Source organism: Amaricoccus sp. W119 (assembly GCF_047275745.1).
Lineage (GTDB): Bacteria > Pseudomonadota > Alphaproteobacteria > Rhodobacterales > Rhodobacteraceae > Amaricoccus.
This window is the reverse complement of sequence record NZ_JBKQWU010000020.1, coordinates 1-24,313: the sequence shown is the minus strand read 5'-3', so window position 1 is coordinate 24,313 and position 24,313 is coordinate 1. Positions and strand designations below refer to the sequence as shown.

Below are 24,313 nucleotides of genomic sequence, written 5' to 3'. Positions count from 1 at the left end.
CCTTCTAGTCCGCGGTGACGACCCGCGCGGAGGCTGAGACTGCCACGCTCCAACGCCGCAGTTCAACCATCCTCGGTTTCCTGTGGTGGGTCTGACGGACCCGCTACCCGATTTCCCAGACGAGATCCGCGATCGGACCCTCGCCCGGCACCACGTCCCGCGCGCCCGGCAGGGCCACGACGACACCACCGATCCCGAGGTCGCGAAGCTGCGCCGGGACGCCGTGGCCGTATTCGAGATGACCGCGGCCGACGATCCCGATCGCCAGTCGCGCCGGATCGCGGTTCCGCGCCGTCTTGAGACGACAGGCGAAGGCGCGGTCCCAGACCTGCTGCGCGCGGACGAAGGAATCGAACGCCGGATCACCCGGCGATTTCGCCGCGCGATCCGGGCGCGCGCCGCCGGTCATCGCGAAGAGATAGGCCCGGTAGGCGGACGAGGCCGGCGCGGCGGGCGAAAGCCAGGCCCGCTCGGCGGCGGGCAGCGCCCCCCAACCTTCGTGGCGGACCAGCTTCACGAGTGGCCGCGCGACGTTGAGGCCGAATATCGGCAGCCGCTCGGTCCGGCAGGCGTTGAAGATCGGCTGATAAAGCGCCGGATCGAATCCCCAGACCTCGGCCCACCGAACTTCGGCGAGCAGCCCCGCGAAGGCGAGATCGCCGGCCACGAAAGCGTCGAGCGCCGGCTGCGCCGTCCAGGGCAGCATCTCGAGCCCGACGGCGACGCCGCCGCGCGCGCCTGGCACCCGGATGGCGGCTCGGCTGACCGCCCGATTGACCGCCCGAATGACATCGGCCTGCCAGAGATGATCCGCCGCGCGGTCGTGGCTCTCGCCGAGCAGGACGACCTTGGCGGCCGCGAATCGGTCGAGCGCCTCTCGATCCGACAAGCGGATACCGGCCGAGTCGCGCCAGAATCCCGTGCTCATCCCCCTCATCCCCCAATGCCACAAGGAGTAGATGACTTAATCTATCAGGATTGACGTACCCGAGAGATTTTGTCATCTTCGCCCTCGTAGCCAGTCCCACGGACGAGCGAGATCGACCCATCCTCAACGTGGCCGTCGGCCCGGGACCCGAACCGGCGGCCCGCCAAACGCCTGGGAGACATCGCATGAATGCGCCGTTCCAACAACGCCGTGAGACCGCCCATCGCGTGGTGGAAATCAAACCCCGTCCCACGCATGACGCGCGGCTGCTGACCGGCGGCGGCACCGAGGCGACCATCGTGCTCGACGGGACGGTCTATGTCCTGCACATTACCCGTCAGGGAAAGCTGATTCTCACGAAATGACCGTGCGGCATGTTCCCGGAGCGGCGCCCGTCGCCCGGCTCGCCGACCTGCCTCCGCTCGAACGGCGCGTCGTCATTTACGCGCGGCTGTGGGGCGAGGGGCGGCTCGGTCAGGCCGAGGTCTGGCGGGATCTGATCGACCGCCATGGGCCGACCGGCGCGAGCTGCGTCGCGCGGCATCTCGACACGCTCCTGCGCGAGACGGTCGCCTTCGGACGGCGGCCGCTGCAACGGCACGCCCCGTCCTGCCCCTGCGCCGGCGGGGACGAATGCGTTCTGGCCCGTTTCGTCGCCCTCGCGGCGGAGGGCGCGCGCGAGGATGCCATCCTGATGGCAACGCTCATGGTCCGCGCCGATGTCTCGCTGATGCTCGCGACGGTCGCCGAGGAACTCGGCCTGTCGCTCATGCGCGAACTGGCCGGGAGTACGGCCATCTCCCCGACGCGGCACTGAGCCTCCCGGATGGCACAGGCATCATCCCCGGGCGCCGCGCCGGGACAGGATGAGGACGCGCCCGCGGTTCTGCCAGCCTTCCTCATCGCCGGCCGGCTCGTCAGACCACCCGTGATATCGCCTGCCAGGTCGCTCGGCGCACCAATCGTCAAACCGCGGACGGGAGCTTCGGCCGTCGCCGGAGGGTGACCGGCCCGCCACCCGCCGCCGCGATCCGGGCGATGGCTTCGGCGAGGGGTTCCCGCGCCACGGCCATGTGATGCGCGTTGGCGTGGATCAGCGTCTCGGGATCTTCCAGAATTCCCACATGCCCGCGCCAGAAGATCAGATCGCCGCGCCGTCCCGGATCGCCGGTCCTGAGCGGCGCGCCGAGCATGGCGGCCTGCATGTCCGAATCGCGCGGCGCCTCCCCCCCGAGCGCGAGCACCACGAGTTGAACGAGCGCCGAGCAATCGATGCCCCGCGCGCTCCGCCCGCCCCAGAGATAGGGCACGCCGAGGAATCGCCGCGCCAGATCGACGCTATCCCCTTCGAGCGGCGCGAGATGCGCGCGCGGCACATGTCCGCCGTCCCGCAGACGGGCGAATTCCGCCGTCGTGCCGGAGACCGGAACCTCGGCGAGGAACGGCAGTTCCAGCACCGGTTTCGCGCGCACGTTCGCCGTCGGATAGGAATGGCTCCAGAGCGCGGTGATCCGCTGGCCGCGCGACCGGGGCGGGACCAGCCCCTCCTCGGCGACATAGCCGACATAGCCGTCGAGTTCCGCCTGCCCCCAGGCGAGCCCGTCCTCGCGGATCTCGTAGACGACGAAGCTCTCGCCATGGAGCAGCTGCGTGTCGCGGCATGCCTCCGGGTCCGGTGTCAGGGTGAGATCGAGGAGCGGCGCGCCAACCGAATAGCGGACGCCGGGCGCGAACTGCTCCGCCACGACCGAGCCGCGCAGCTTCTCGGCTGCGAGGTCGGGCCGCGCGGGAAGGAGGCGCGACGCGAAACGGGCATCGATCAATATCTGTCCTCCAGAACCTTCAGGATCGCGCGCGCCGCCTGGAAGGCCGCGCCCTTCGGCCGTCCGGGTTTCGCCCCCGGCGTCCAGCCGTAGATGTCGAAATGCGCGTAGGCGCCCGCCCGCTCGACGAAGCGGCGCAGGAACAGCGCCGCGGTGATCGCACCCGCCATGCCGCCGGTCGGCGCGTTGTCGAGATCGGCGATGCCGGGCTCGATCTGGCTCTCGTAGGGCGCCCAGAACGGCAGACGCCAGAGCGGATCGGCCACCGCGCCGGAGGCGGCGCAAAGATCCGCCGCGAGCGCGTCGTCGTCGGTGAAGAACGGCGGCACGTCCGGGCCCAGCGCGACTCGCGCGGCGCCAGTCAGCGTGGCGAGGCTCAGGACCAGATCCGGCTCCTCCTCGTCGGCGAGTGCCAGCGCGTCGGCCAGCACCAGCCGGCCCTCCGCGTCGGTGTTGTTCACTTCGACCGTCAGCCCCTTGCGGCTCGTCAGGATGTCGCCCGGTCGCATCGCCGGGCCTGCGATCGAATTCTCGACGGCGGGAACGAGGAGGCGCAGCCGGATGTCGAGGCCGAGGCCCATGACCATCTCCGCGAGCCCCATCGCGGTCGCGGCCCCGCCCATGTCCTTCTTCATGAGCCCCATCGAGGCGCCGGGCTTGATGTTGAGCCCGCCGGTGTCGAAGCAGACGCCCTTGCCGACCAGCGTCACCTTCGGCGCGTCCTCCCTGCCCCACCGCAAGTCGAGCAGTCTCGGCTCCTCGGCGGCGGCGAGACCGACGGCGCGGATCATCGGGAAGCCGCGGGTGTCGAGATCCTCGCCGCGGATCGCATGCGTCTCCGCGCCGTGGCTGTCGGCGAGCGCGAGGAAGGCCCGCTCCAGCGCGCCGGGCCCCATGTCGCGCGCAGGCGTGTTGATGAGATCGCGCGCGCGCGTCGCTGCCCGGGACATGACCGCGAGCCGCCGCGGGTCGCAGCCCTGCGGGCAGACGAGGTCGCGCGGCTTCGCCTTGGAGGGCTTGTAGCGGTCGAAATGATACTCGCCGAGCAGCCAGCCGAGCGCCTCGACCTCGGTCACGCGCGGGTCCGCGACGCCGTAGCGCGCCGCTGGCAGGCGGCCTCGCGCCGCGGCCAGGTGGAACCGATCCCGCGACCGCGCATTTTCCGTGCCCCAGCCGACCAGTACCCGGGTGATCTCCCCCCCGGGCCCCGGCAATGCGAGCGTCTCGCCGAGCCCGGCCTCGAACCCGTTGGCGCCCACCCAGGCCCGCGTCGCCGCGTCCTCAGTCGTGAGCCAGTCGGAGAGTTCGCCGGGATCGAGTATCAGCAGCGGGATCGCCGCCGTGTCGCTCGTCGGGACAATGGGCATCGGAATCGTGACCTCGGTACTGCCGCGGCGCCGACACTAAGCCGTTTCCATCGCAGTGAAAACCCCGCCGGCGCGAGGGCCCGCGGTCAGATCGCCGCGGGATCGGCGTGGCGCATCACCCCGCAGAGCGAGGACTCGGCCAGCCGCCCGAGCCGGGCCGAGATCGCCGCCTCCGCGATCGGGTCGCCGGCGCGCAGACAATCCCGCAGATCCCGCGCCACCTGGGCGAAGCGGACGAGCCCAACCTGCTCGGCGAGCCCGGCAAGGCGCGAGGCGAGCGCCCGCGCCTCAGCCCGCTCGCCCGCGCTGAGCGCGGCGTTCAGGAGCGTCAACCGGTCCGTGAGATGAAACACGACCTCCGCGATGATCTCGCGACAACGCTGATCGCCGAGCGACTGGCGCAGCACCTGGATGCGTCCGTCGTCCAGCGCCACCTTCTCCGGCGCGTCGAGAATGAACAGTACCGCGCCCATGATTTCCCCCACCGGCATCGCCCGGCGGACAAGATCGGTCGGTTGCGTGAAGGGAAGCTTATCGGTAAGGCAGGCCTGCGCGGCGCGTCTCCCGCGAAATAGCACCGGTTTAGCTCAAGGTTTCGAGGCACCGCCCCATGGAATTCGCCAAACCCCTGCCGCCTTTTCTCATCGCCCGTCACCGCGACCGGCGCGCCGCGCGCACGGCGGAGGAACTCCGGCGCCTGCGGGAACTGTCGGAACACGGACAGAACCCCCGGGCCATGGTGATCGCCTGCTGCGACAGCCGCGTGATGGAGAGCGAGGTCTTCGGCTCGGAGGCGGGCGAGTTCTTCGTGCACCGCAACATCGCCAATCTCGTCCCGCCCTGCACCACCGACGGGCAGCAGCACGGTACCTCGGCGACGATCGAATACGCGGTGAAGGTGCTGAAGGTCCGGCACCTGATCGTCATGGGCCATTCCCGCTGCGGCGGTGTCGCGGGATGCTACGACCTGCACGCGGGCAATACGGACCAGGCGCCGGACCCGGACAGTTTCGTCGGCCACTGGCTCGAGATCCTGGAGCCGAGCGTGAAACCCCTGATCGCCGAGGGGCTGTCGCGCGAGGCCGCTTTGCGCCGGCTGGAACAGGAGGCGGTTCTACGCAGCCTCGCCAATCTCATGACCTTCCCCTTCGTCGCCGAGGAGGTCTATGTCGGCCGGCTGCAGCTGCACGGGACCTGGAAGGATATCGGCGACGGCGACCTCGAGGTCTATGACGCGGAAACCAACGCCTTCTATCGCCTCTGAAATCCGGGCCTTGGCAGAGCCCGCCTTCTGTAAGAGGATCGGCGCACCGGCGCGCATGCCGGACTGATCCCAGGCCCGCCAGGGGAACCGGCGGGCGATAGGAGGAAGTTGATGAGAAAAGCGATCCTCGCCGCCGGGCTCACCCTCGCTCTCGGAGTTCCGGCTCTCGCCCAGGATAATGAAGCCTTCGTCGAAGCGCGCGGGGCGCAGATGAGCGCCAACGGCGCCGCGGCCGGCGCCGCCGGCGGGATGCTCAAGGGCGAGATCCCCTACAACGCCGCCGTCGCGAAAGCCGCCCTCGCCACGCTCGATGCCACGGCCCGCACCTTCGGCCTGATGTTCCCGGAGGGTGCGACCAGCGACGAGGCCGCGCCCGACATCTGGTCGGATCGCGCCGGATTCGACGCGGAGATCGTGAAGTTCCAGGAAGCCTCGGCCGCGGCCGTGGAAGCCTCGGGCAAGGACGGCCCGGCGGATCTCGACGCGTTCAAGGCGGCGGCGCAGCCAGTTCTCGGCACATGCAAGAGCTGCCACGAGAAGTATCGCCTGGACGATTAGGGGGGCCGGAGCGATGCGCCGGGAGATCGTCAAGCTCGCGGTCCTGGCCCTGGTCGGGCTCGCGGTCTTCTACGTGCTGACCATGCCGCGCGGCCTGTCCGACGACGAGATCGCGGGGCTGCCCGAGGGCGACGCCACCCGCGGGGAGGCGGTCTTCTGGGCGGGCGGCTGTTCGTCCTGCCACGCGGCGGCCGATGCCGAGGGGGAGGATCGCCTGCTGCTCGGCGGCGGGCGGGTGCTGAAGACCGATTTCGGTGATTTCACCGTGCCGAACATCTCGAACGACGCCGAGGACGGGATCGGTGCCTGGAGCACCGGGGATCTCGCGAATGCGATGATGCGCGGGGTCTCGCCCGACGGGCGACACTACTACCCGTCGTTTCCCTACACCTCCTATGCGCGGATGAAGCCGGGCGATATCGCCGATCTGCGCGCCTATCTCGCCACGCTGCCCGCCGTCGCGGGGCGACAGGCAGGCCACGCCCTCGGCTTTCCGTTCAATATCCGCCGCGGGCTCGGGCTCTGGCAGTGGGCGTTCCTGTCGCCCGATCCCGTCCTCGATCTGCCGGACGCGGAGCCCGCGGTCGCGCGCGGCCAGTATCTGGTCGAAGGGCCGGGCCATTGCGGCGAGTGCCATACGCCGCGCGGCTTCGCGGGCGATACCGACTATGCCCGCTGGCTCGGCGGCGCACCCGCGGCGGAGGGGGACGGGAACGTCCCGAACATCACGCCGGGCGACGATCTCGGCGACTGGTCGGCGGGAGATATCGCCTACTACCTCGAATCCGGCTTCACGCCCGACTACGACTCGGTCGGCGGCGCGATGGTGGAGGTGCAGGAGAACATGGCGATGCTGCCCGCCGAGGATCGCGAGGCGATCGCCGCCTATCTTGGCGTGGTGCCGGCGGTCGGCAACTGAGGCCCGCGACTGAAAGGCCCCGGACGCTTGGCGCCGGGGCCTGGAGAGGCGGTGGAGGGTTCAGCCCGCGACCTCGGCGGGAACGTCGCCCTTCTTGAGCACCCGCCGGCCGAGCAGTTCGGCGATCTGGACCGCGTTCAGCGCCGCGCCCTTGCGGAGGTTGTCGGAGACGATCCAGAGGTTGAGCCCGTTGTCGATCGTCGGGTCCTGACGGATGCGGCTGACATAGGTCGCATATTCGCCGACGCATTCGACCGGGGTGATGTATCCGCCCGCCTCGCGCTTGTCGACGACGAGAATCCCCGGCGATTCGCGCAGGATGTCGCGCGCCTCCGCCTCGTCGAGATCCTGCTCGAACTCGATGTTCACCGCTTCCGAATGGCCGACGAAGACCGGCACGCGCACGCAGGTCGCGGTGACCTTGATGCTCGGATCGACGATCTTCTTCGTCTCGGCGACCATCTTCCATTCTTCCTTGGTCTGGCCGTCGTCGAGGAAGACATCGATATGCGGGATCACGTTGAAGGCGATCTGCTTCGGATAGACCGTCGGTTCGACCTCCTGACCGGGGACATAGATGCCCTTGGTCTGGTTCCAGAGCTCGTCCATCGCCTCCTTGCCGGAGCCCGAGACCGACTGATAGGTCGAGACGACCACGCGCTTGATCGTCGCACGGTCGTGCAGCGGCTTCAGCGCCACGACCATCTGCGCGGTCGAGCAGTTCGGATTGGCGATGATGTTCTTCTTGGAATAGCCCTCGACCGCGTCCGGGTTCACTTCCGGCACGATCAGCGGCACGTCGGGATCGTAGCGGTAGAGCGAGGAATTGTCGATCACGACGCAGCCCGCCTTCGCGGCGATCGGCGCGTATTTCTTCGTCGCGTCGGAGCCGATCGCGAAGAGCGCGATGTCCCAGCCGGTGAAGTCGAAGGTGTCGAGATCCTCGGTCCGGAGAGTTCGGTCGCCGAAGGAGCATTCCGTGCCGAGGCTCTTGCGCGAGGCGAGCGCCACGATGTCATCGACGGGAAACTCCCGCTCGGCGAGGATGTTCAGCATTTCACGGCCCACGTTGCCCGTGGCACCGACGACGGCGACTCGATATCCCATTTCCGGTGAATCCTTCTGAAAGCCCGGATCTTCTGAACCGTTCCGCGCGGAATGTAAATATTGCGCGGGGNGCCCGTGGCACCGACGACGGCGACTCGATATCCCATTTCCGGTGAATCCTTCTGAAAGCCCGGATCTTCTGAACCGTTCCGCGCGGAATGTAAATATTGCGCGGGGCTCAGCTCGCGCGTTCACTCGGCTGGGAAGAAACAGCTGCGCGGAACCCGCCAGGCGAATAGCTCGCGCGTGGAATAGCCGCGCGCGCGCCACCGCGCGGCCTCGACGGCGCGCGCGCCTTCTTCGCGACAGTCGGGTCCGGTGGCGGAGGTGGTGACGAAAAGCACCTCGCCCGGTCCCGGCGGCAGCGGGTGCCTCTGCGCGTAGTGATGCGGCGGAAAGCCCTCGACCGGTTCGGCATAGATCGCGAGCCCCGAGTCCCGCAGCGTGTAGAACGCATCGGCGAGCGTCGAGCGGTCGCCCGAGACGATGGTGTCGAGCCCCTCCGTCCGCGCGACCTCGGCGATATGCCGGCTGACCTCCGCCCGCCCGACATAGCGCTTGAGCAGCAGGTCATCCCCGATCCGCAAGCTCGTCGCGAAGACCGTCGCGACCGGCAGCGCCAGCGTGAGCGCGAGGTTGATCCCGAGCCCCGCCGCCGTCCAGCGCGGCCGCGCCCGGAGCACGAAGCCCGCGACGAGGAAGGCCGCGACATGCGCCGCCGCCGCCCAGTTCGCATTCGCCTCGCTCCGCAGCGCCACCACCAGCACCACGGCCAGCACCGGCAGCGAGAAGATCGCCAGATAGCCCACGCGGAAGTCGCGGCGGATCAGCGCGAGCCCGGCGAGATACGCGCCGAAGATCACCGGCCCGGACACGGCGAACTGCGCCGCCAGCATCTCCAGCACCCGCCCGAAGTCGTAACGGGCGGCGTTTTCGAGCCCGGCGTTGTGCTCGACCACATGCGTGACGGCGGAGAAGGAATTGCTGTAATTCCACCAGAGATTCGGCGCGACGAGCGCGAAGCCGACCGCGAGCGCCACGCCCACGTCGCGCGCCGAGATCCGCGCCCGCCGGCTCAGGAGCGCCGCGAGCAGCGCCGAGAGGACGAAATAGAGCATCGCGTATTTCGCGAGCGTGCCGAGTCCGATGGCGAACCCCATCATCGCCGCCCAGCCGACGGAAGGCGCGCGCGTCAGCTTCCAGTGCGAAAGAAGCGCCAGGGCGAAGCAGAAGAGCATCGGGGTATCGGTCGAGACCAGCAGGCTCGCCACCGCCACGGCGGGCGCGGTCACATAGGCGAGCCCCGCGATGGCACCGGCGCGCGGCCCGAAGATCGCCCGCCCGGCAGCCAGAACGACCAGCGCGGTCGCCGCGTGGATGAGCGGCAGCGGCGCGCGGATCGCGGTCATCCCGTCACCGCCGATCGCGGTCGAAAGCCGGAGTATCCAGCCGATCAGCGGCGGCTTGGAATAATAGCCCCAGGCCAGTTCCTGCCCCCAGAGCCAGTACTGCGCGTCATCCGTGAAGAGATCCGCCGCGTTGAACGGCAGCAGGGCCAGACGATAGAGCGTGACGAGCGCGATGCCGGCGAGCGCCCAGGCGAGCGTCCGGTCAGGTTGCGCGGCTGGCGACATGAATGAGCCAGAGGTTGCGCGCGTAGATGAAGAGGCCCGCCGACTGCCCGAGGATGAAGACCGGGTCGCGCCGGTGGATCGCGTAGGCGAGCAGGATCACGCCACCGCCGATCGAGAAGTACCAGAAGGCGAGCGGGATCACCGATTTCCGCTCCCGCTCCGACCTGATCCACTGGACGATGAAGCGCATCGAGAAGCTGAGCTGCCCGAGCAGGCCGACGATGACCCACCAGAACTCACCCCAATGGGTGACGCGAAAGAACTCGAGAAGCGGGTTCACTGGGCAACTCCTTCGGGGCGCGGGCTTTCCGGGACCGGCCGGGCCTTCTTGCGGCGGCGGATCAGCCACATCACCCCGACAAGATCATGGATACCGACGAGGGCGCGGCCGAGATTGGCATAGTTCGATTGCCCGGCGTGCCGGGCGGCATGCGCGACATCGACATGCTCGATCCTCCAGCCATCGCGGGCGAAAAGCGCCGGCAGGTAGCGGTGCATGTGATCGAAATAGGGCAGGTCCAGGAAGGCCGCGCGGTCGAAGGTCTTCAACCCGCAGCCGGTGTCGCGCGTGCCGTCCTGGAGCAGCGCGGAGCGGATCGCATTCGCGGCCGTCGAGGCCCAGCGCTTCGAGAGCGTGTCCCGCCGCCCGACCCGCTGGCCCGCGACAAGCGCCACGCCGTCGGGAAAGTCGCGCCCCCTCAGCCTCGCGAGCAGCTTCGGGATCTCGGCGGGCGGGTTCTGGCCATCGCCGTCGAGGGTGCAGATCACGCGACCGCGCGCGGCGAGCACGCCGGTATGGATCGCCGCCGACTGGCCCCCGCTCCGGTCGTGCCGGATCAGGCGGAGAAAGGGAAAGTCTCCGCGCAGGGCCCGGATCGTGTCCGCGGTGCCATCGGTCGAGCCGTCGTCCACATAGATCGCCTCGAAGGGGCCGATCTCCGCGCAGGCGGACGCGATCGCCCGGGTCAGGAAGCCGACATTTCCGGCTTCGTTCTTCATCGGGACGACGATCGAGAGCCAGGGATCGCCGATCGCATCCCCGCTGGCGCCTCCCGCCTCCGGCATCACCCTCGGCCCCCCCGGCCGCGGACGAGGGCGCCACGAAGACCGGTCGTCATGTCCCCTGCCAGCACCGATGCCCCGCCCCAACAAAGTTCCCGGACGAAGAGCCCGGACGCAGCCGCGATATTGCGACGCGATCGGCTTCTAGCAAACTTGAATGTCGTCTGCTACCGGCCCCGCGGCGATGGGAGAGGGATCTCCGGAATGCGAGACTTTCCGTCGCGAGGGACCACTACGGGCCCGGTCCCGGATGCGACCACCGTTGCGACCGACGACATGAAGGCCATCACCATCCCGATGATGGTCATGCACGGCGAGGACGATCAGGTCGTGCCCTTCGAGATCTCGGGCAGGAAATCGGCCGAACTGCTTCGGAACTGCGTGCTGAGAACTTATCCCGGCTTCCCGCACGGCATGCCGACAACCGAGGCCGAGACGATCAACCGGGACCTGCTGGAATTCATCCGGAGCTGACCGATCACGGTCATGTCATACCGCATTCATCAGAGTGGCGCTCGCTGAATACGAGTGCGTCTACGTGAACACCTTCGAGACCGGATCGGACGCCCGGACGCGACCCCAAGGTGGATCACCTTCTGCCACACCGAGCGCCCGCGCCCGGCGCTCGACACACCGGCCGAGGCCCACGAGGGCCCGGACTTCAAAGCGGCGGCATGATCAACGGGCAAGCTTGGCAACGTCGCGAACCTGTCCGGGAAGTGGGGACCACCTCTATCTAACCGTTCGTGGCCGTCGACCGAACCTCCAAGCTCGCCGGCGCCAGGATCTACCTGAAAGCAAGGAAATCCTCCGGCTCAAAGACGGATCGCCCGGAGAGGCCGTAGCGGTTCGTTCGTCCGCCAAGCCAAGACTCGGACTAAACACGTAGTATCCCACGGAGGACGTATCGGGGTCATAGCACGGCACGGCACGGCCCGGCCGCTGCGGAAGGACCGAAGCCGCTGGCCGCCGACTACCCCGCGATGATGCCGTGGTGGACGCGGAACAGGTCGCCGGGGTCATAGGCGGCCTTCGCGGCGCGCAGGCGATCGTGATGGCCACCCCAGAACGCTGCTTGCCAGTCCGTTTCGAAATAGTCGCTCTCGGAGAGATAGGAGCCTTTCGCCGGCACATGGGCCTTGAGGGTGTCCATGGCGGCGCGGACTTGCCCGGCCTGTCGGCGCGCGAGGGTGGTATCGGGCTCGAAGCTGCGGACGCCGGGATAGGCGGGCGGGCCTTCGGCGCCTGCGATCGCCAGCGCGAAACTGTCGACCGCGGCGGGGTTGGTCGCGGTCCCCGCGCGCACACGCTCGCGGATCTCGCCGGGCGCCCCGGCCAGCCCCTTGTTGACATGAAGCGTGATGCTCCAGCGCCGCGACGCCTCCAAGAGCCCGGTGACAAGCGCCTCCCTCGGCTCGAGCGCGGCCTCCGGCACCCAGGCGGAGGCGAAGGCGTGCAGGAACTGGCCGGATTCCTCCCTGTTCCCGGCCCAGTAGATCCGGTCCTGATCGGCGCCCGGCTGGTCGTCCACGAGCACGATGCCCGGTTGCGTCTTCAGGACATCCGGATCCCAGAATCGCCGCCCTTCGAGAACGACGATCACCGGATCGGAGAGGACGTAATCCTCCGGGCGTTCGCGCAGCCAGGCCCAGAACGGCGCCCATGTCTCCTCCATCCGCTCCTGTCCGAGGCCCTGGCAGAGCATAGAGAGCCGGAGGCTGTTGTCCGGCCGGAAGCCGATCTGCTCACCCCAATGCGGGTTGTGGAGTTCCTCCGCGTAGTGCCGCAGCATCCGGTCGATCAGGGCGCGATAGGCCGCGTCCGACCGCGCGGAGACATCGGCGAAGACGGCGCCGATCGTCGCCGGCATCGCATGGGTTCGCAGCGTCACGCGCGTCACCACGCCGAAGGTTCCGCCGCCGCCGCCCTTGAGCGCGAAGAAGAGCTCGGGATCGCGGCTGGCGTTTACTGTTCGGATCGTGCCATCCGCCGTCACCACCTCCGCTTCCAGGAGGCTCGCGGCGGCCGTGCCGAAGCCTTTGGAGAAGCTGCCGAAGCCGCCGCTCTGGATCAGGCCCGCGACGCCCACGGTCAGGCAGCCGCCGCCCTGGACGTAGCGGCCTGCCCCGGCGCAGACCCGTCGGTAGACCTCCCCCCACATCGCGCCCGCGCCGACGGAGACGGCCTCCACCGGTTCGCCGCCGCCCGCGGGCGTGAAGGCGTCGTGCAGTTCGATGGCGTTCAGGCGGCGCGTCCAGATGAGCAACGAATCGACCGCGTTTGAGCCGCCGGTGTAGCTGTGGCCGCCGCCTTTCACCGCGACGCGGACCCCGTGCTCGCGCGCGAAGCGGATCGCCGCGGCGATATCGGCGCCGGAGGCGGCTTCCAGGACCCTGGCGCTCGGCTGGCTGACCCAGGCGTCCACCCAGCCCAATGTCTGGGTGAGCGAAGGATCGTCGCCGAGGAAATAGGGATTGCGCGCCGAGGCGAAGAAGGCCGCGCAGTCCCCTCCCGCGAGACATCGCCCCAGCGGCCAGTCCGGCGTCAGCAGCCGGCCCGCGATCCGGCCTTCGAGCAGCGTCCAGTCCGGGTCGCGCGCGCCCGCGCCCGTCCCCGGGGGCGTGACTTGCGCCCGCGCGTCGGGCCACGGGAGGGCGCCCGTCGCCAGGCCGGCGCCGGCCATGAGCAGCCCCCTTCTGTCGATCCCGACACCGGCTCGCCGTTTTGCCATCAGCCCGAGCTCCCTGGAGTTTCTCGGCGGAGTCCCCTCGTCACTATGATCCCGTCCCGCCTTCATGGACACCCATGTTAGGCCTCGCCATCAGCATCGACGGAGAAATCCCAACCTCGCTCGCTACTCGCGTCAGCGGCCGCCCACTGCTTTCCGGCAGCGCCACCGCTTTCCATTCGAACTCGGGAAGAAACTCCCATCTTCGCCACAGAACACCTCCGTGCCCTCGCAGGCTTGGCCATCGAGGAACCATCACTGACGCCGCCTCGCGGATGCGGGACGGCGCCAGGCGATGGTGGATGGTTTACTACGCGCCCTCGGCGCGCGGCATCAGGGAACGAAGATGCTGAGGATCAGCACCATGGTGAAGCCGGTCAGGCCGACCAGCGACTTCATGACCGTCCAGGACTTCAGCGTGTCGGCGACGCTCATTCCGAAATACCGGTTCGCCATCCAGAAGCCCGAGTCATTGACGTGGGAGAAGCCGGCGCCGCCGCAGGCGATGGCGATGCAGGTGAGCGCGACGGTGGCGTCGCTGACGGCGAGCGTCTCCGCGAGGGGCGAGCTGAAGGTGGCGCCCGTGATCATGGCGACGAGGCCGGAACCCTGGGAGATCCGCATGACCGCCGAGACCAGGAAGCCGAACACCACGAGCGGCACGCTGGCGTCCTGCATGGCATTGGAGAGCGTATCCCCGAGCCCGGAGGAGATCAGGACGCCGCCGAAGACACCACCCGCGCCGGTGATGAGCACGATCATGCCGGCCGGCCCAAGCGCGTCGCTGGCCAGACGCTGCAGATCCGCCGCCGAGGCGCCGCGCTTGATCCCGAAGGCCCACATGCTGAACAGGCAGGTGATGAGCAGCGCCATGACCGGGTGTCCGATGAAGGTCAGGAACGCCACGATGTTCGAGTCGCCGCCGATGACGCGCCCCACGGTGCCGATGAGGATCAGGACCAGCGGCATGAGGAGCGCGCCCACGACGCTGGCGAAGGACGGCAGGCTGTCGGGGCTCCGGGCACGGCCGGGCGCGTCACCGTCCGCGTCGTCGCTGGAGGCGCTGCCACCACCGATGCTGGCCACCGCCATGGCGGGCGGCACGACCATGATCTTCTTCGCGATGAACCGGCCGAAGAGCGGGCCCGCGACGGTGACCGCCGGGATGCCGCAGATGATGCCGAACACGATCACGAGGCCGATGTCGGCGTTCATGATGCCGGCGGTGGCAAGCGGGCCGGGCGCGGGCGGCATGAAGGTATAGGCGCAGCTCAGGCCGGCGCAGAGCGGGATGCCGTAATGGAGCAGCGACTTGCCGGTGCGCTGTGCGACGCCGTAGAGCATGGGCACGAGGACGACGATGGCGACATCGATGTAGACGGATGTCGCCACGAGGAATCCGGCGAGCCCGAGCCCCCAGGAGACGACGCGGTCGGAATACCCCTCGACCAGCGTCAGCGCGATGCGCTCCGCCGCGCCCGCGCGCTGAAGCACGGTGCCGAAGATCGCGCCGAAGGAGATCACGAGAGCGAGCTGCCCCAGCGAGTCGCCCATCTCCGCCACGATGAGCTTCATGAGTTCGTTGGGATCGGTCCCGATCACCAGGCCGAAAAGGATGCTGGTGACCACCAGGGCGATGAATTCCTGGAGTCTCAGCCGGATGATGATGAAGAGAAGGAAGACGACCGCCAGTATCGCGGCGATGACGACCCATGTTTCGTAGCTCACGAGTGATAACCTCCTGTCGCGGGATTCCGCGCCTCGGCGAGCGCCGGGCACGCGTTTTCTTGCTGTCGGGGAAAACGGGGGCGAAGGGGGCGCCTCCCGTTTGGTCTGGATGATCTCGTCGGCGCGGAGCTTCGGGCGACCGCGACCTGGCTTAGAAGGCCTGGAGCCCGGTGCCGTGCTGGCCGCGGTGACGGAGAGACATTGGCACGGAGCGGCGGATCACTCGCGGATCGGGGCTGCCGTGGCGGCGCCGATCGACGAAACGGGATGCAGGGCTTCGCACGTTGGTTTCCTCCGGATACTTTGTCTTGATCGGCGGTTATTCTCCGCCCGACCGAAACTAACCGAGATGTGTCATGCCGACCGAGATCGAATGTGGCATTGATCAATGCTCTTTTGACATCGTTTCGTGTGGACCATCTATTGGCCTCCACTGTCTTCGCGGGCTCCCGGCGCCGAGACCCGCGCCGCCGTCGATCCCGCCGTGTCGGGAAGCTCCAGCCAGCGCAGCAAGGGCCTTATCTGCGCGTCGGCGTTCAGTGTCGGGGTATGGCCGACGCCTTCGAATTCGACGACCTCGGCATGGGGCAGCCGGCGGAGCATGCGGTCGAGCAGCGGCGGCGTCAGGAAGTCGGATCTGGCACCTCGCAGGATGAGCACCGGGCAGGTGATCCGGTCCCAGAAACGCCAGAGGCTGGTGTGGATCGGGAGCCAGAAGCGGCGAAAGTTGTGGGCGATCCCGGGATCATAGGCCATCCGGTAGCCGCGGTCGGTCGCGACGGCGCTCGTCTCGGCCATCCGGCGCCAGTCCGCGTCCGTCATCGGGCCGAAGGGGGCCAGCGTCTCGCGCAGATGGGCTTCGACCGAAGCGAGATCGGGAAACCGCGGCTCCGCGCCGAGGTAGCGCGCGAGGCGGTGAAGCGCGGAAACCGGGACCTCGGGCGCGATGTCGTTGACCACGAGCCGCCGGATCGGCGAGTTCGGGACGCCGGCGAGCACGATACCCATGAGCCCGCCGAGCGAGGTGCCGATCCAGTCGAAGCTCTCGGCGCCGACGCGGGCCGCCACCACCGTGGCGTCGAGGTTGTACTGGATCAGGTGATAATCGGCGGGGTCGGCCAGCCAGTCGCTCCGGCCGCGGCCGACGAGATCGGGGCAGACGACGCGGCGGTGCGCGGCGAGCCGGCGCGCCAGCGGATCGAAGTCGTGACTGTTGCGCGAGAGGCCATGCGCGCAGAAGACGACCGGGGCATCCGGGTCGCCCCAGTCACGATAGGCGATCCGGTGGTACCCGTGCCGGCCGATGCTCCGCACGCTCGCGTCGCGCGGCTCGGGGGCGGTTCGCTGGGGCACGCTCATGCGGCGCCCGTCAGGATGGCGTCGCGCCCGAGACGCATCGAAAGCTCGCGCTTGGCGAGTTCGGCGCCGAAGCGCAGGCGGACGAAGGGATCGCGGGTGTAGCGGACCGAGGCGCGGTAGAAGCGCTTCTCCATGCCCGCGACCATGTCGGCATAGGCCTGGTCGAGCGCGGGATCGAGGCTGAACCCGTCGTACCAGGCGATCATGTCGACCTTCCGGCCCAGCGGGGCGACGAGCGTCCCGCAGCGCTCAGCGATCGCGTCGAGATCGGCGCGGGTCCGCACGCGGTAGCCGCGCAGGTTGACCAGCAGCAGATTCCGCTCCTCGTCGAGGGTGATGCGCTCGGTCATCGGCGCGGCGAAGAACCCCGCCGCGAGGCCCATCGGCTCGGGCCGGAAGAGGCGCGGGTCCATCGTCACCGGACCTTCGATGATCGGCGTGAAGGCCATATGCGCGAGGATGTCGCGACCGAGGTCGATCCCCGGTGCGATCTCGATGAGCCGCAGGCCCTTCGGGCTCGCGGTGAAGACGCAGCGCTCGGTGACGTAGAGCACCGGCTGGCCGGTCGCGGCCGCGCGCTCGCCCGAGAAGGTGACGTGCTCGACCGCCTCGACGAATTTCCGCGTACACCCCTCGGCGCGGATCGAAAGACCGCCGTCCGCGACGCCGACCTCGAGCCCGCCCGCCGTGAAGGTTCCGGCGAGGACCAGGCGGCTCGCGTTCTGGCTGATGTTGATGAACCCGCCGGCGCCCGCGAAGCGCGGCCCGAAGCGCGAGACGTTGACATTGCCGAGCCGGTCGACCTCGGCCATCCCGAGGCAGGCCATGTCGAGGCCGCCGCCATCGTAGAAGTCGAACTGCAGGCTCTGGTCGAGGATCGCGTCGGGATTGAGCGCGGCGCCGAAGTCGAGCCCGCCCTGCGGCATGCCGCCGATCACGCCCGGCTCCGCGGTCAGGGTCACATGGTCGAGCAGGCCCTCCTCGGCGGCGACGGCGGCGACGCCTTCGGGCATGCCGATCCCGAGATTGACGACGCCGCCGAGCGGCAGTTCCATCGCGGCGCGCCGGGCGATCACCTTGCGCGCGTCGAGCGGCATTGGCGGCCGGGCATCGAGCGGCACGCGAAGCTCGCCCGAGAAGGCGTGGCTGTAAGGTGTCGCATAGGTCTGCCGGTGATTCTCCGGCTCCGAGATGACGACGCAATCGACGAGCGCGCCGGGGATCTGGACGCGTTTCGGGGCCAGCGAGCCGGCGGTCGCGATGCGCTCGACCTGCACGATGACGACGCCGTCGGAGTTGTGCGCCGCCATCGCCGACGAGGTCGCGTCGAGCTTCAGCGCCTCGCGCTCCATCGTCGCATTGCCGCGCGGATCGGCGGTGGTGGCCCTGAGCAGCGCGACATCGATCGGGAAGGCGCGGTAGAAGAGCCATTCCTCGCCATCGATCTCGGTGAGGCGCACAATGTCCTCGGTGGTGCGCGCATTGATCCGTCCGCCCGACTGGCGCGGATCGACGAAGGTGCCGAGGCCCACCTTGGAGAGCATGCCGGGCTTCGCGCCAGCGATCTCGCGGTAGAGCTGCGAGATCACGCCGAGCGGCAGGTTGTAGGCCTCGATCTGACCTTCCACCGCCATCCGCGCGAGCTTCGGCACCAGCGACCAGTGGCCGCCGATCGCGCGCTTGACGAGGCCGTCATGCGCGAGCCGGTTCAGTCCGCGCTCGCGCCCGTCGCCGGGCGCGGCGGCGAAGACCAGCGTGAGGCCGCGGGGATGTCCGGTCTCGAGAAAGCGCCGTTCGAGCGCGATCAGAAGCTCGTCCGGCGTTCCGACCCCGACGAACCCAGAGATCGACACCGTGTCGCCGTCGCGGATGACCGCGACCGCCTGATCCGGACTGACCTGCTTGCCCAGCATCTCACGGCCGCTCCGACAGCCAGGAGAAGATCTTCTCGCCCACGATGCCCTGGCTCTTCGAACTGACATAGACCCCGACATGCCCGCCCTTGAGCGGCAATTCGGTATAGTCCTCGGTTCCGATGAGCGGGCCGAGGGCCGTCGAGCACGGCGGCGGCACGATATGATCCTGGAGCGCGTAGACATTGAGCACCGGCATGGTGATCCGGTCGAGGCGCACCGGCTCTCCGCCGATCATGAGATCGCCGCCGACGAGGCGGTTCTCCTTGTAAAGGTCGATCAGCCACTGCCGCGCCGCCGCGCCGGGGTGATGCGGACGGTCCGACAGCCATTTCTCCATCCTGAGGAAGTTCAGGAGTTTCTTGTCGTCATCGACCACGTCGAGCAGGTCGAGGTTGTACTTGGTCATGGTGCGGACCGGCGTCATCAGCTGGAACACCGAGGCCATGATCTCGCCGGGCAGGTTGCCGAAGGCGTCGATCAGCTTGTGGATGTCGTCCTCGTCGAGGCTCCGGGTCCAGAGGTTGATGAAACCGTGGCTCGGATCGCCGTGGTCGAGGTCGGCGTGGAAGTCGATCGGCGTGATGGTGAGGATCAGGTTCCTGACTTTCTCCGGATGGCGCGCCGCGTAGATCGTCGAGAAGGTGCCACCCTCGCAGATGCCGAGCAGCGAGACCGAGTCGATGCCGGCGACTTCCCGGATGTGCTCGACACAATCGTCGAGATACCAGTCGACATAGGAATCGATGGTCAGGAACTGGTCGGCCCGCGACGGGTGCCCCCAGTCCACCACCCAGAGATCGACCCCGCGCGCGAGCAGGTTCCTCACGAGCGAGCGGTCCTCCTGCAGATCCGCCATCGTGTAGCGGCCGATCAGCCCGTAGACGATCAGGACCGGCCCGGTCCTGATCTCGACGCCGGGCAATGGCGCGTAATGGTGCAGCGACACCTTCTCGACGCGCATCGCCTCGGTCTTGGGCGTGGCGCCGACATCGACATCGGCGTCGCGGACGCGGCCGAGCGCCTCGGCGCCGCGGGCGAACCGCGCTCCGAACTCCATGGCTTCGCGCCAGGTCTGGTCCGGTCTGAAAACTGGCTGGGACATGCGAGCGCCTCTCAGGCTGGAGTTCTGGATGTCCGGCGCCGGGGCGCCTTCGTCGCGGGTTCTGGCTTTGTGGTGGGCCCGGCCTCGATGTCGGGCGCCGCCCGCCGCGCCGCCGCCACCTCGGCGCGGAGCGCGCGGATCTGGCCGCGCAGCTCATGCACCGTCCGGTGCACGTCATCGACCTCGGTCCGGGTCGGGATCGAATGCGTCTCGCACCAGACCTCGACCAGCTCCCGCTCCTTGAGACGGTAGGCGACGCCGGCGGCGAGCAGCTCCCGCTGCGCCTTCAGGAACTCGTCGGTTCGCTGCGTGCGGATGAGCTCCTCGTTGGCGATGGCGAGCCAGCGGTCGAGTACCGGCCGGGAGCCCTGGGCGAGAGCCTCGGGCGATGTCGCCATCTCCCGCGTGAAGCTGGCGAAGGCGCGGCTCCAGGCGCCGGCGGTGACCGCGCGGTAGGCGGCGCTCGCCTCACGCAGCGCGAACCATTCGCGGGTCGCCTTCAGGACCTGCCGTTCGAGCGTTCCGATATCGGCGAACTCCGGCCCTTCGACGAGACGCTGGATCGCCTGGTTGATCTCGTCGGTGCCCGCGAACAGGAAGCGCGACGGATCGAGCATGCGCCGAAGCGTCTCCTCCGGCGTGCCGCCGCCGGCCCCCCCCCCCCCGCCGGACAGCCAGCGGCTCGACGCCTTCACCCAGTCCTCGGCCTGGCGCTGGCAGAGCCGCCAGTTCTCCTCGGCCCGGGCCGTGAGGTCGGTCAGCCCGGAGGGAGTCCCCGGCCAGGCCGTCGTCGTCCCTCCCTCCTCGAAGAAGCGCCTGCCGGCGTCCATCCAGGCGTCGAAGAACGGATTTCCAGTCGCAGCCATCTTCTCCTCCTCCTCAGAGCGCCGCCGCGTAGATGTCGAGCGCCGCGTCGTAGGTCATCTCGCGCGGGTTGTTCACCAGAAGCCGGGTCTGTTTCATCGCATCCTCCGCCAGCATCGGCAGGTTGTTGTGGCTCACGCCGACCTCGGAGAGCCGGGTCTTCATCCCGAGCTCGCGCGCGAGCGCCGCGAAGCCTTCGACGAGGCCCTCCGCGCGGGCGGTCTCCGGCTCGCCGGCGAGTTCCGGAAAGGCGATCGGCCCAAGTTCGGCATAGAGCGGCGCGGCCTCGGGCATGTTGAAGGCGAGCACTTGCGGCAGCACGAGGGCGTTGGAGAGCCCGTGCGGCACGTGGAAGTGGCCGCCGAGCGGATAGGCGAGCGCATGCACGGCGGCCACCGGCGCGTTGGCGAAGGCCATGCCGGCGAGCATCGAGCCGAGCAGCATGTCCGAGCGCGCCTGACGGTTGCCGGGATCGAAGCAGGCGGCGCGGATATTGCCGCCAAGCAGCCGCAGCGCCTCGCGGGCGAGGCAGTCCGAGACCACGTTCTTCCTGAGCTTCGAGGTATAGGCCTCGATCGCATGCACCATGGCGTCGATCCCCGTCGCGGCGGTGACGGCGGCCGGCAACCCGACGGTGAGCTCGGCGTCGAGAAGCGCCCAGTCGGGCAGAAGCTGTGGTGCGACCACGCCCTTCTTCTCGGCGGTCCCGGTGGTGACGATCGAGATCGGCGTGACCTCCGACCCGGTCCCGGCCGTGGTCGGCGCCAGCAGGAGCGGCAGCCGTTCGCCCCTGACGAGCCCGACGCCATAGACGTCGGCGATCGACTGGTCGGAGGGGGTGAGGACGGCGATCAGCTTGGCGGTATCGAGCGAACTCCCGCCGCCGATCGAGACCACGCCGTCGATCCCGCGCCGCCGCGCCTCCTCGATCGCACCGACGATCATCGCTTCGGGCGGATCGGCCACGACGTCGGAGAAGACCCAGACATCGATGCCGGCCGCCTCGAGCCCGGCGAGGGCCGCGTCGGCGAGGCCGAGCTTCAGGATCATCGCATCGGTCACGAAGGCGACCGCGCGGCAGCCCCGGCCGGCCATGATCTCTCCGATCCGCGCGCTGGCGCCGACTTCGCAGAGGACCGAGCGGGTCGTTTCAAAGGCGAAACTCGTCGTCATTTCCGATGTATCTCCGGCGATATGGTGAGGATGGCGCGGCGGGATCAGGGTTCGGACCCGGTGCCCGTTTCGCGGTCAGGCTGGCCATCGGGCTCGCCCGACGGGACGGCACGACGGAGCGGTCGGTGGCGGCGCGGTGGGTGCCCGCGGCGCGTCGGTCAGGGCATCGGCCCGACGAACATCTTCTCCACGCGCATCTCGTGGAAGGTGTAGGGGATGCCGCCGACCCCGAGGCCCGATCGGCGCAGGCCGGCGAAGGGCATCCAGTCGACGCGGAAGGCGGTGTGATCGTTGAGCATGACCGCCGAGGCGTCGAGGCCGCGATAGGCACGCATCGCGGTCGCGTAGTCGCGGGTGAAGACCGCCGCCTGGAAGGCCCAGGGCAGCGCGTTGGCCCGCGCGAAGGCGTCTTCGATGTCATGGTAGCCATAGACGGCGACGACCGGCCCGAAGACCTCTTCCCGCGAGAGACGGCAATCGGCGGGCGGCTCGAACACGACCGTCGGCGGGTAGCAGGTTTCCGACAGCGGCTGGCCGCCGCCCACCAGCGCGCCGCCGCCGGCCACCGCCTCCCCCACCCAGGCGTGGACGCGCTCGACCTCGCCCGCGCGGATCAGCGGACCCACCTCCGTCCCGGGCGACAGCGGATCGCCGACCTTCAGGGCACCGGCGCATCCGGCGAGTCGTTTCGCCAGCTCCTCCGCGATCGATACATGGACGAAGACCCGCTGGACCGATACGCAGACCTGTCCGGCATGGTAGAAGCCGCCCCTGGCCAGCGCCCCGACGGTCAGGTCGAGATCGGCGTCGGCCGCGACGATCACCGGCGCGGCGCCGCCGTGTTCGAGCGCGCAGCGCGCGCCGGGAGCGAGCTTCGCGCGCAGGCTCCAGCCGACGCGGGCGCTGCCGATGAAGCTCAGGAAGCCCACGCGCGGATCGGCGGCGAGCCTGCCCGCCAGTTCGTCGCTCTCGAGCGCCAGCGCCTGACACCAGTCCTCCGGCAGACCGGCCTCGCGCAGCAGCGCGACGAAGCCGAAGCAGGAAAGCGGCGTGGCGCTCGCCGGCTTGACGACCACCGGGCAACCGGCGGCGATCGCCGGCGCCACCTGATGCACGATCAGGTTCAGCGGATGATTGAAGGCGCTGATCGCCACGACGACGCCGATCGGCTCGGCCTGGGTGAAGGCGACACGATCCGCCGAGGCCGCGTTGAGGTTCATCGGCACGACGCGGCCCGCTTCGCCACGGAGAAGCTCGCAGCAGGTACGTACCCCGTCGATCGCCCGGGCGACCTCGACGCGGGAGTCGGTGAGCGGCTTGCCGCCCTCGCGCGCGGCCTGGACCGCCAGCGCCTCGGCATCCCGCTCCATCAGCGCCGCGGTCGCGGTCAGGATCTCGATCCGCCGCGCCGGAGAAAGCCAGCCGGCGCGGTCGCGAAAGAGGCGGTAGGCCGTCCCGAGCGCGCGCTCGACCGCTTCCGGGCCGGAGCAGGGCACCGACCCGACCGGCGCGCCATCGTAGGGCGAGCGAACCTCGATGGCCGCGGGCTGGCTCATTCGACTTCCGCCAGCTGACGGCTCTTCAGCTCGTCGACCAGCACCCGCACGTTCTCGGAATAGTCGATCGGGACCACGACCAGATGCACGCCGCCCGCCTTGAAGGCATTGTCGATCGCGGGAGTCAGTTCCTCGGTCGCCTCGACGCGCGTGCCGCTGGCGCCATAGGCCTCGGCGTATTTGACGAAATCGGGGTTGTCGAAGGTGAGGCCCCAGTCGGCGAAGTTGTCCACCGCCTGTTTCCAGCGGATCATGCCATAGGCGCTGTCCTCGAGGATCAGCACCACGAGGTTGAGCTTCAGCCGCACCGCGGTCTCGAGCTCCTGGCTGTTCATCATGAAGCCGCCGTCGCCGCAGACCGCCATGACCCGGCGCTCGGGATGGAGCATGGACGCCATCATCGCCGAGGGCAGGCCCGCGCCCATGGTGGCGAGCGCGTTGTCGAGCAGGAGCGTGTTGGCGACCCGGGTGCGGTAGTTCCGGGCGAACCAGATCTTGTACATCCCGTTGTCGAGGCAGACGATCCCGTCCTCCGGCATCGCCCGCCGCACGTCGCGCACGATCCGCTGCGGCGTCGGCGGGAAACGCTCCTCGTCGTCGCGGTCGGTGATCCGGTCGAGGATGCCCTCGCGGAGCGGCAGGAGCGGCGATTCCGGCGGCAGCCGGCCTTCCAGGCGGTCGGCCAGCAGCGCGAGGCTCGGGCCGACGTCGCCGATCACCTCGGCGTCGGGGAAGTAGACCTGCTCGACCGAGGCGGGCGTGTAGCCGACATGGATCACCTTCGGACCGCCCTGCCCCATGAGGAACGGTGGCTTCTCGATCGTGTCGTGGCCGATGGCGAGGATCAGGTCGGCGCGGTCGATCGCGTCATGCACGTAGTCGCGCTCCGAGAGCGCCGCGGTCCCCATGTAGAGGTTGGAACCGCCGGCGACCGAACCCTTGCCCATCTGGGTGGTGAAGAACGGGAGCCGCAGCCGCCGGAAGAAGCCGTTCAGGCCCGCCGCGAGCCTCGGCCGGCTGGCGCCGGCGCCCAGCATGACCAGCGGGCGCTTCGCCTCGAGGATCATCCGCGCGGCGCGGTCGAGCGCGGCCGGATGCGCCACCGGCAGGTCCGCGATGATCTCACCGTCAGCTTGCCTGCCGCTCAGCGCGACTGACCAGCTCCGCCCGCCAGTCAGCGCCAGGCCCGCCGTGAGCTACACCAACAGATGGGGCACGATCCTTT

The 24,313-nt window shown here is 69.1% G+C and carries 22 protein-coding genes and 1 pseudogene; 6 read left to right on the top strand and 17 right to left on the bottom strand.

The features are described from left to right. Positions 1-103: 103 nt before the first annotated feature. Complete coding sequence (locus ACLJK8_RS12170) at positions 104-928, bottom strand: ChaN family lipoprotein (protein WP_413150540.1); 825 nt, start codon at positions 926-928, stop codon at positions 104-106. Between the two features lie 185 nt (positions 929-1,113). On the opposite strand from ACLJK8_RS12170, the gene hemP reads away from it, so the two are divergent. Both hemP and ACLJK8_RS12160 read left to right on the top strand, forming a co-directional pair. Further along, positions 1,114-1,293 (top strand): hemin uptake protein HemP, encoded by a 180-nt coding sequence (gene hemP / locus ACLJK8_RS12165; protein WP_413150539.1) that lies wholly within the window; start codon positions 1,114-1,116, stop codon positions 1,291-1,293. Positions 1,294-1,295: 2 nt separating this feature from the next. Beyond that, the gene (locus tag ACLJK8_RS12160) at positions 1,296-1,745 is read left to right on the top strand and encodes a hypothetical protein (protein WP_413150538.1); all 450 of its coding nucleotides are present in this window, start codon (positions 1,296-1,298) and stop codon (positions 1,743-1,745) included. Between the two features lie 148 nt (positions 1,746-1,893). Here the strand turns inward: ACLJK8_RS12160 and ACLJK8_RS12155 are convergent, their stop codons facing one another. From ACLJK8_RS12155 to ACLJK8_RS12145, 3 genes are all read right to left on the bottom strand, one after another. After that, positions 1,894-2,751, bottom strand: coding sequence for a C40 family peptidase (locus tag ACLJK8_RS12155; RefSeq protein WP_413150537.1), 858 nt, complete (start codon positions 2,749-2,751; stop codon positions 1,894-1,896). Continuing rightward, positions 2,748-4,118: a leucyl aminopeptidase family protein gene (locus ACLJK8_RS12150; protein ID WP_413150536.1), complete on the bottom strand. Its 1,371-nt coding sequence runs from the start codon at positions 4,116-4,118 to the stop codon at positions 2,748-2,750. Before ACLJK8_RS12150 ends, ACLJK8_RS12155 begins: the two co-directional genes overlap by 4 nt. 86 nt (positions 4,119-4,204) lie before the next feature. Next, positions 4,205-4,591: an Hpt domain-containing protein gene (locus tag ACLJK8_RS12145; protein ID WP_413150535.1), complete on the bottom strand. Its 387-nt coding sequence runs from the start codon at positions 4,589-4,591 to the stop codon at positions 4,205-4,207. 137 nt (positions 4,592-4,728) lie between these two features. Between ACLJK8_RS12145 and ACLJK8_RS12140 the strand changes: the two genes are divergently transcribed. From ACLJK8_RS12140 to ACLJK8_RS12130, 3 genes are all read left to right on the top strand, one after another. Further along, a complete protein-coding gene (locus ACLJK8_RS12140; protein WP_413150534.1) occupies positions 4,729-5,382 on the top strand; it encodes a carbonic anhydrase in 654 nt (217 codons plus the stop codon). 111 nt (positions 5,383-5,493) lie between these two features. Continuing rightward, positions 5,494-5,940: a c-type cytochrome gene (locus ACLJK8_RS12135; protein WP_413150533.1), complete on the top strand. Its 447-nt coding sequence runs from the start codon at positions 5,494-5,496 to the stop codon at positions 5,938-5,940. Between the two features lie 13 nt (positions 5,941-5,953). Then, positions 5,954-6,859: a c-type cytochrome gene (locus ACLJK8_RS12130; protein WP_413150532.1), complete on the top strand. Its 906-nt coding sequence runs from the start codon at positions 5,954-5,956 to the stop codon at positions 6,857-6,859. A gap of 60 nt (positions 6,860-6,919) precedes the next feature. On the opposite strand, the gene ACLJK8_RS12125 is transcribed toward ACLJK8_RS12130, so the two are convergent. The 4 genes from ACLJK8_RS12125 to ACLJK8_RS12110 all read right to left on the bottom strand — a co-directional run bounded on the left by ACLJK8_RS12125 (position 6,920) and on the right by ACLJK8_RS12110 (position 10,665). Continuing rightward, positions 6,920-7,966 (bottom strand): aspartate-semialdehyde dehydrogenase, encoded by a 1,047-nt coding sequence (locus tag ACLJK8_RS12125; protein ID WP_413150531.1) that lies wholly within the window; start codon positions 7,964-7,966, stop codon positions 6,920-6,922. Positions 7,967-8,157: 191 nt separating this feature from the next. Then, positions 8,158-9,600, bottom strand: coding sequence for an ArnT family glycosyltransferase (locus tag ACLJK8_RS12120; RefSeq protein WP_413150530.1), 1,443 nt, complete (start codon positions 9,598-9,600; stop codon positions 8,158-8,160). Then, positions 9,578-9,880, bottom strand: a complete 303-nt coding sequence (locus ACLJK8_RS12115; RefSeq protein WP_413150529.1) for a lipid-A-disaccharide synthase N-terminal domain-containing protein — start codon at positions 9,878-9,880, stop codon at positions 9,578-9,580. Before ACLJK8_RS12115 ends, ACLJK8_RS12120 begins: the two co-directional genes overlap by 23 nt. Continuing rightward, on the bottom strand, positions 9,877-10,665 hold the full coding sequence (locus ACLJK8_RS12110) for a glycosyltransferase (protein ID WP_413150528.1): 789 nt from the start codon (positions 10,663-10,665) through the stop codon (positions 9,877-9,879). The genes ACLJK8_RS12115 and ACLJK8_RS12110 overlap by 4 nt, the downstream gene beginning before the upstream one ends. Positions 10,666-10,926: 261 nt before the next feature. Here ACLJK8_RS12110 and ACLJK8_RS12105 point away from each other — a divergent pair. After that, a pseudogene (locus ACLJK8_RS12105) lies at positions 10,927-11,136 on the top strand (alpha/beta fold hydrolase); the annotation flags it as partial. A 499-nt stretch (positions 11,137-11,635) separates the two neighbouring features. On the opposite strand, the gene ACLJK8_RS12100 reads toward ACLJK8_RS12105, so the two are convergent. From ACLJK8_RS12100 to ACLJK8_RS12060, 9 genes are all read right to left on the bottom strand, one after another. Further along, complete coding sequence (locus ACLJK8_RS12100) at positions 11,636-13,393, bottom strand: FAD-dependent oxidoreductase (protein ID WP_413150527.1); 1,758 nt, start codon at positions 13,391-13,393, stop codon at positions 11,636-11,638. 330 nt (positions 13,394-13,723) lie between these two features. Beyond that, complete coding sequence (locus tag ACLJK8_RS12095) at positions 13,724-15,118, bottom strand: GntP family permease (RefSeq protein WP_413150526.1); 1,395 nt, start codon at positions 15,116-15,118, stop codon at positions 13,724-13,726. Positions 15,119-15,538: 420 nt separating this feature from the next. Further along, positions 15,539-16,477, bottom strand: coding sequence for an alpha/beta fold hydrolase (locus ACLJK8_RS12090; RefSeq protein WP_413150524.1), 939 nt, complete (start codon positions 16,475-16,477; stop codon positions 15,539-15,541). Next, complete coding sequence (locus tag ACLJK8_RS12085; RefSeq protein WP_413150523.1) at positions 16,474-18,390, bottom strand: acyl CoA:acetate/3-ketoacid CoA transferase; 1,917 nt, start codon at positions 18,388-18,390, stop codon at positions 16,474-16,476. Before ACLJK8_RS12085 ends, ACLJK8_RS12090 begins: the two co-directional genes overlap by 4 nt. A 1-nt stretch (position 18,391) precedes the next feature. Further along, a complete protein-coding gene (gene phaC, locus ACLJK8_RS12080; protein ID WP_413150522.1) occupies positions 18,392-19,495 on the bottom strand; it encodes a class III poly(R)-hydroxyalkanoic acid synthase subunit PhaC in 1,104 nt (367 codons plus the stop codon). An 11-nt stretch (positions 19,496-19,506) separates the two neighbouring features. Then, positions 19,507-20,361: a poly(R)-hydroxyalkanoic acid synthase subunit PhaE gene (locus tag ACLJK8_RS12075; RefSeq protein WP_413150521.1), complete on the bottom strand. Its 855-nt coding sequence runs from the start codon at positions 20,359-20,361 to the stop codon at positions 19,507-19,509. A 13-nt stretch (positions 20,362-20,374) separates the two neighbouring features. Continuing rightward, on the bottom strand, positions 20,375-21,532 hold the full coding sequence (locus tag ACLJK8_RS12070) for an iron-containing alcohol dehydrogenase (protein WP_413150520.1): 1,158 nt from the start codon (positions 21,530-21,532) through the stop codon (positions 20,375-20,377). Between the two features lie 158 nt (positions 21,533-21,690). Next, on the bottom strand, positions 21,691-23,088 hold the full coding sequence (locus ACLJK8_RS12065) for an aldehyde dehydrogenase family protein (RefSeq protein WP_413150519.1): 1,398 nt from the start codon (positions 23,086-23,088) through the stop codon (positions 21,691-21,693). Continuing rightward, the gene (locus ACLJK8_RS12060) at positions 23,085-24,191 is read right to left on the bottom strand and encodes an acetolactate synthase large subunit (protein WP_413150518.1); all 1,107 of its coding nucleotides are present in this window, start codon (positions 24,189-24,191) and stop codon (positions 23,085-23,087) included. The genes ACLJK8_RS12065 and ACLJK8_RS12060 overlap by 4 nt, the downstream gene beginning before the upstream one ends. Positions 24,192-24,313 lie beyond the last annotated feature (122 nt).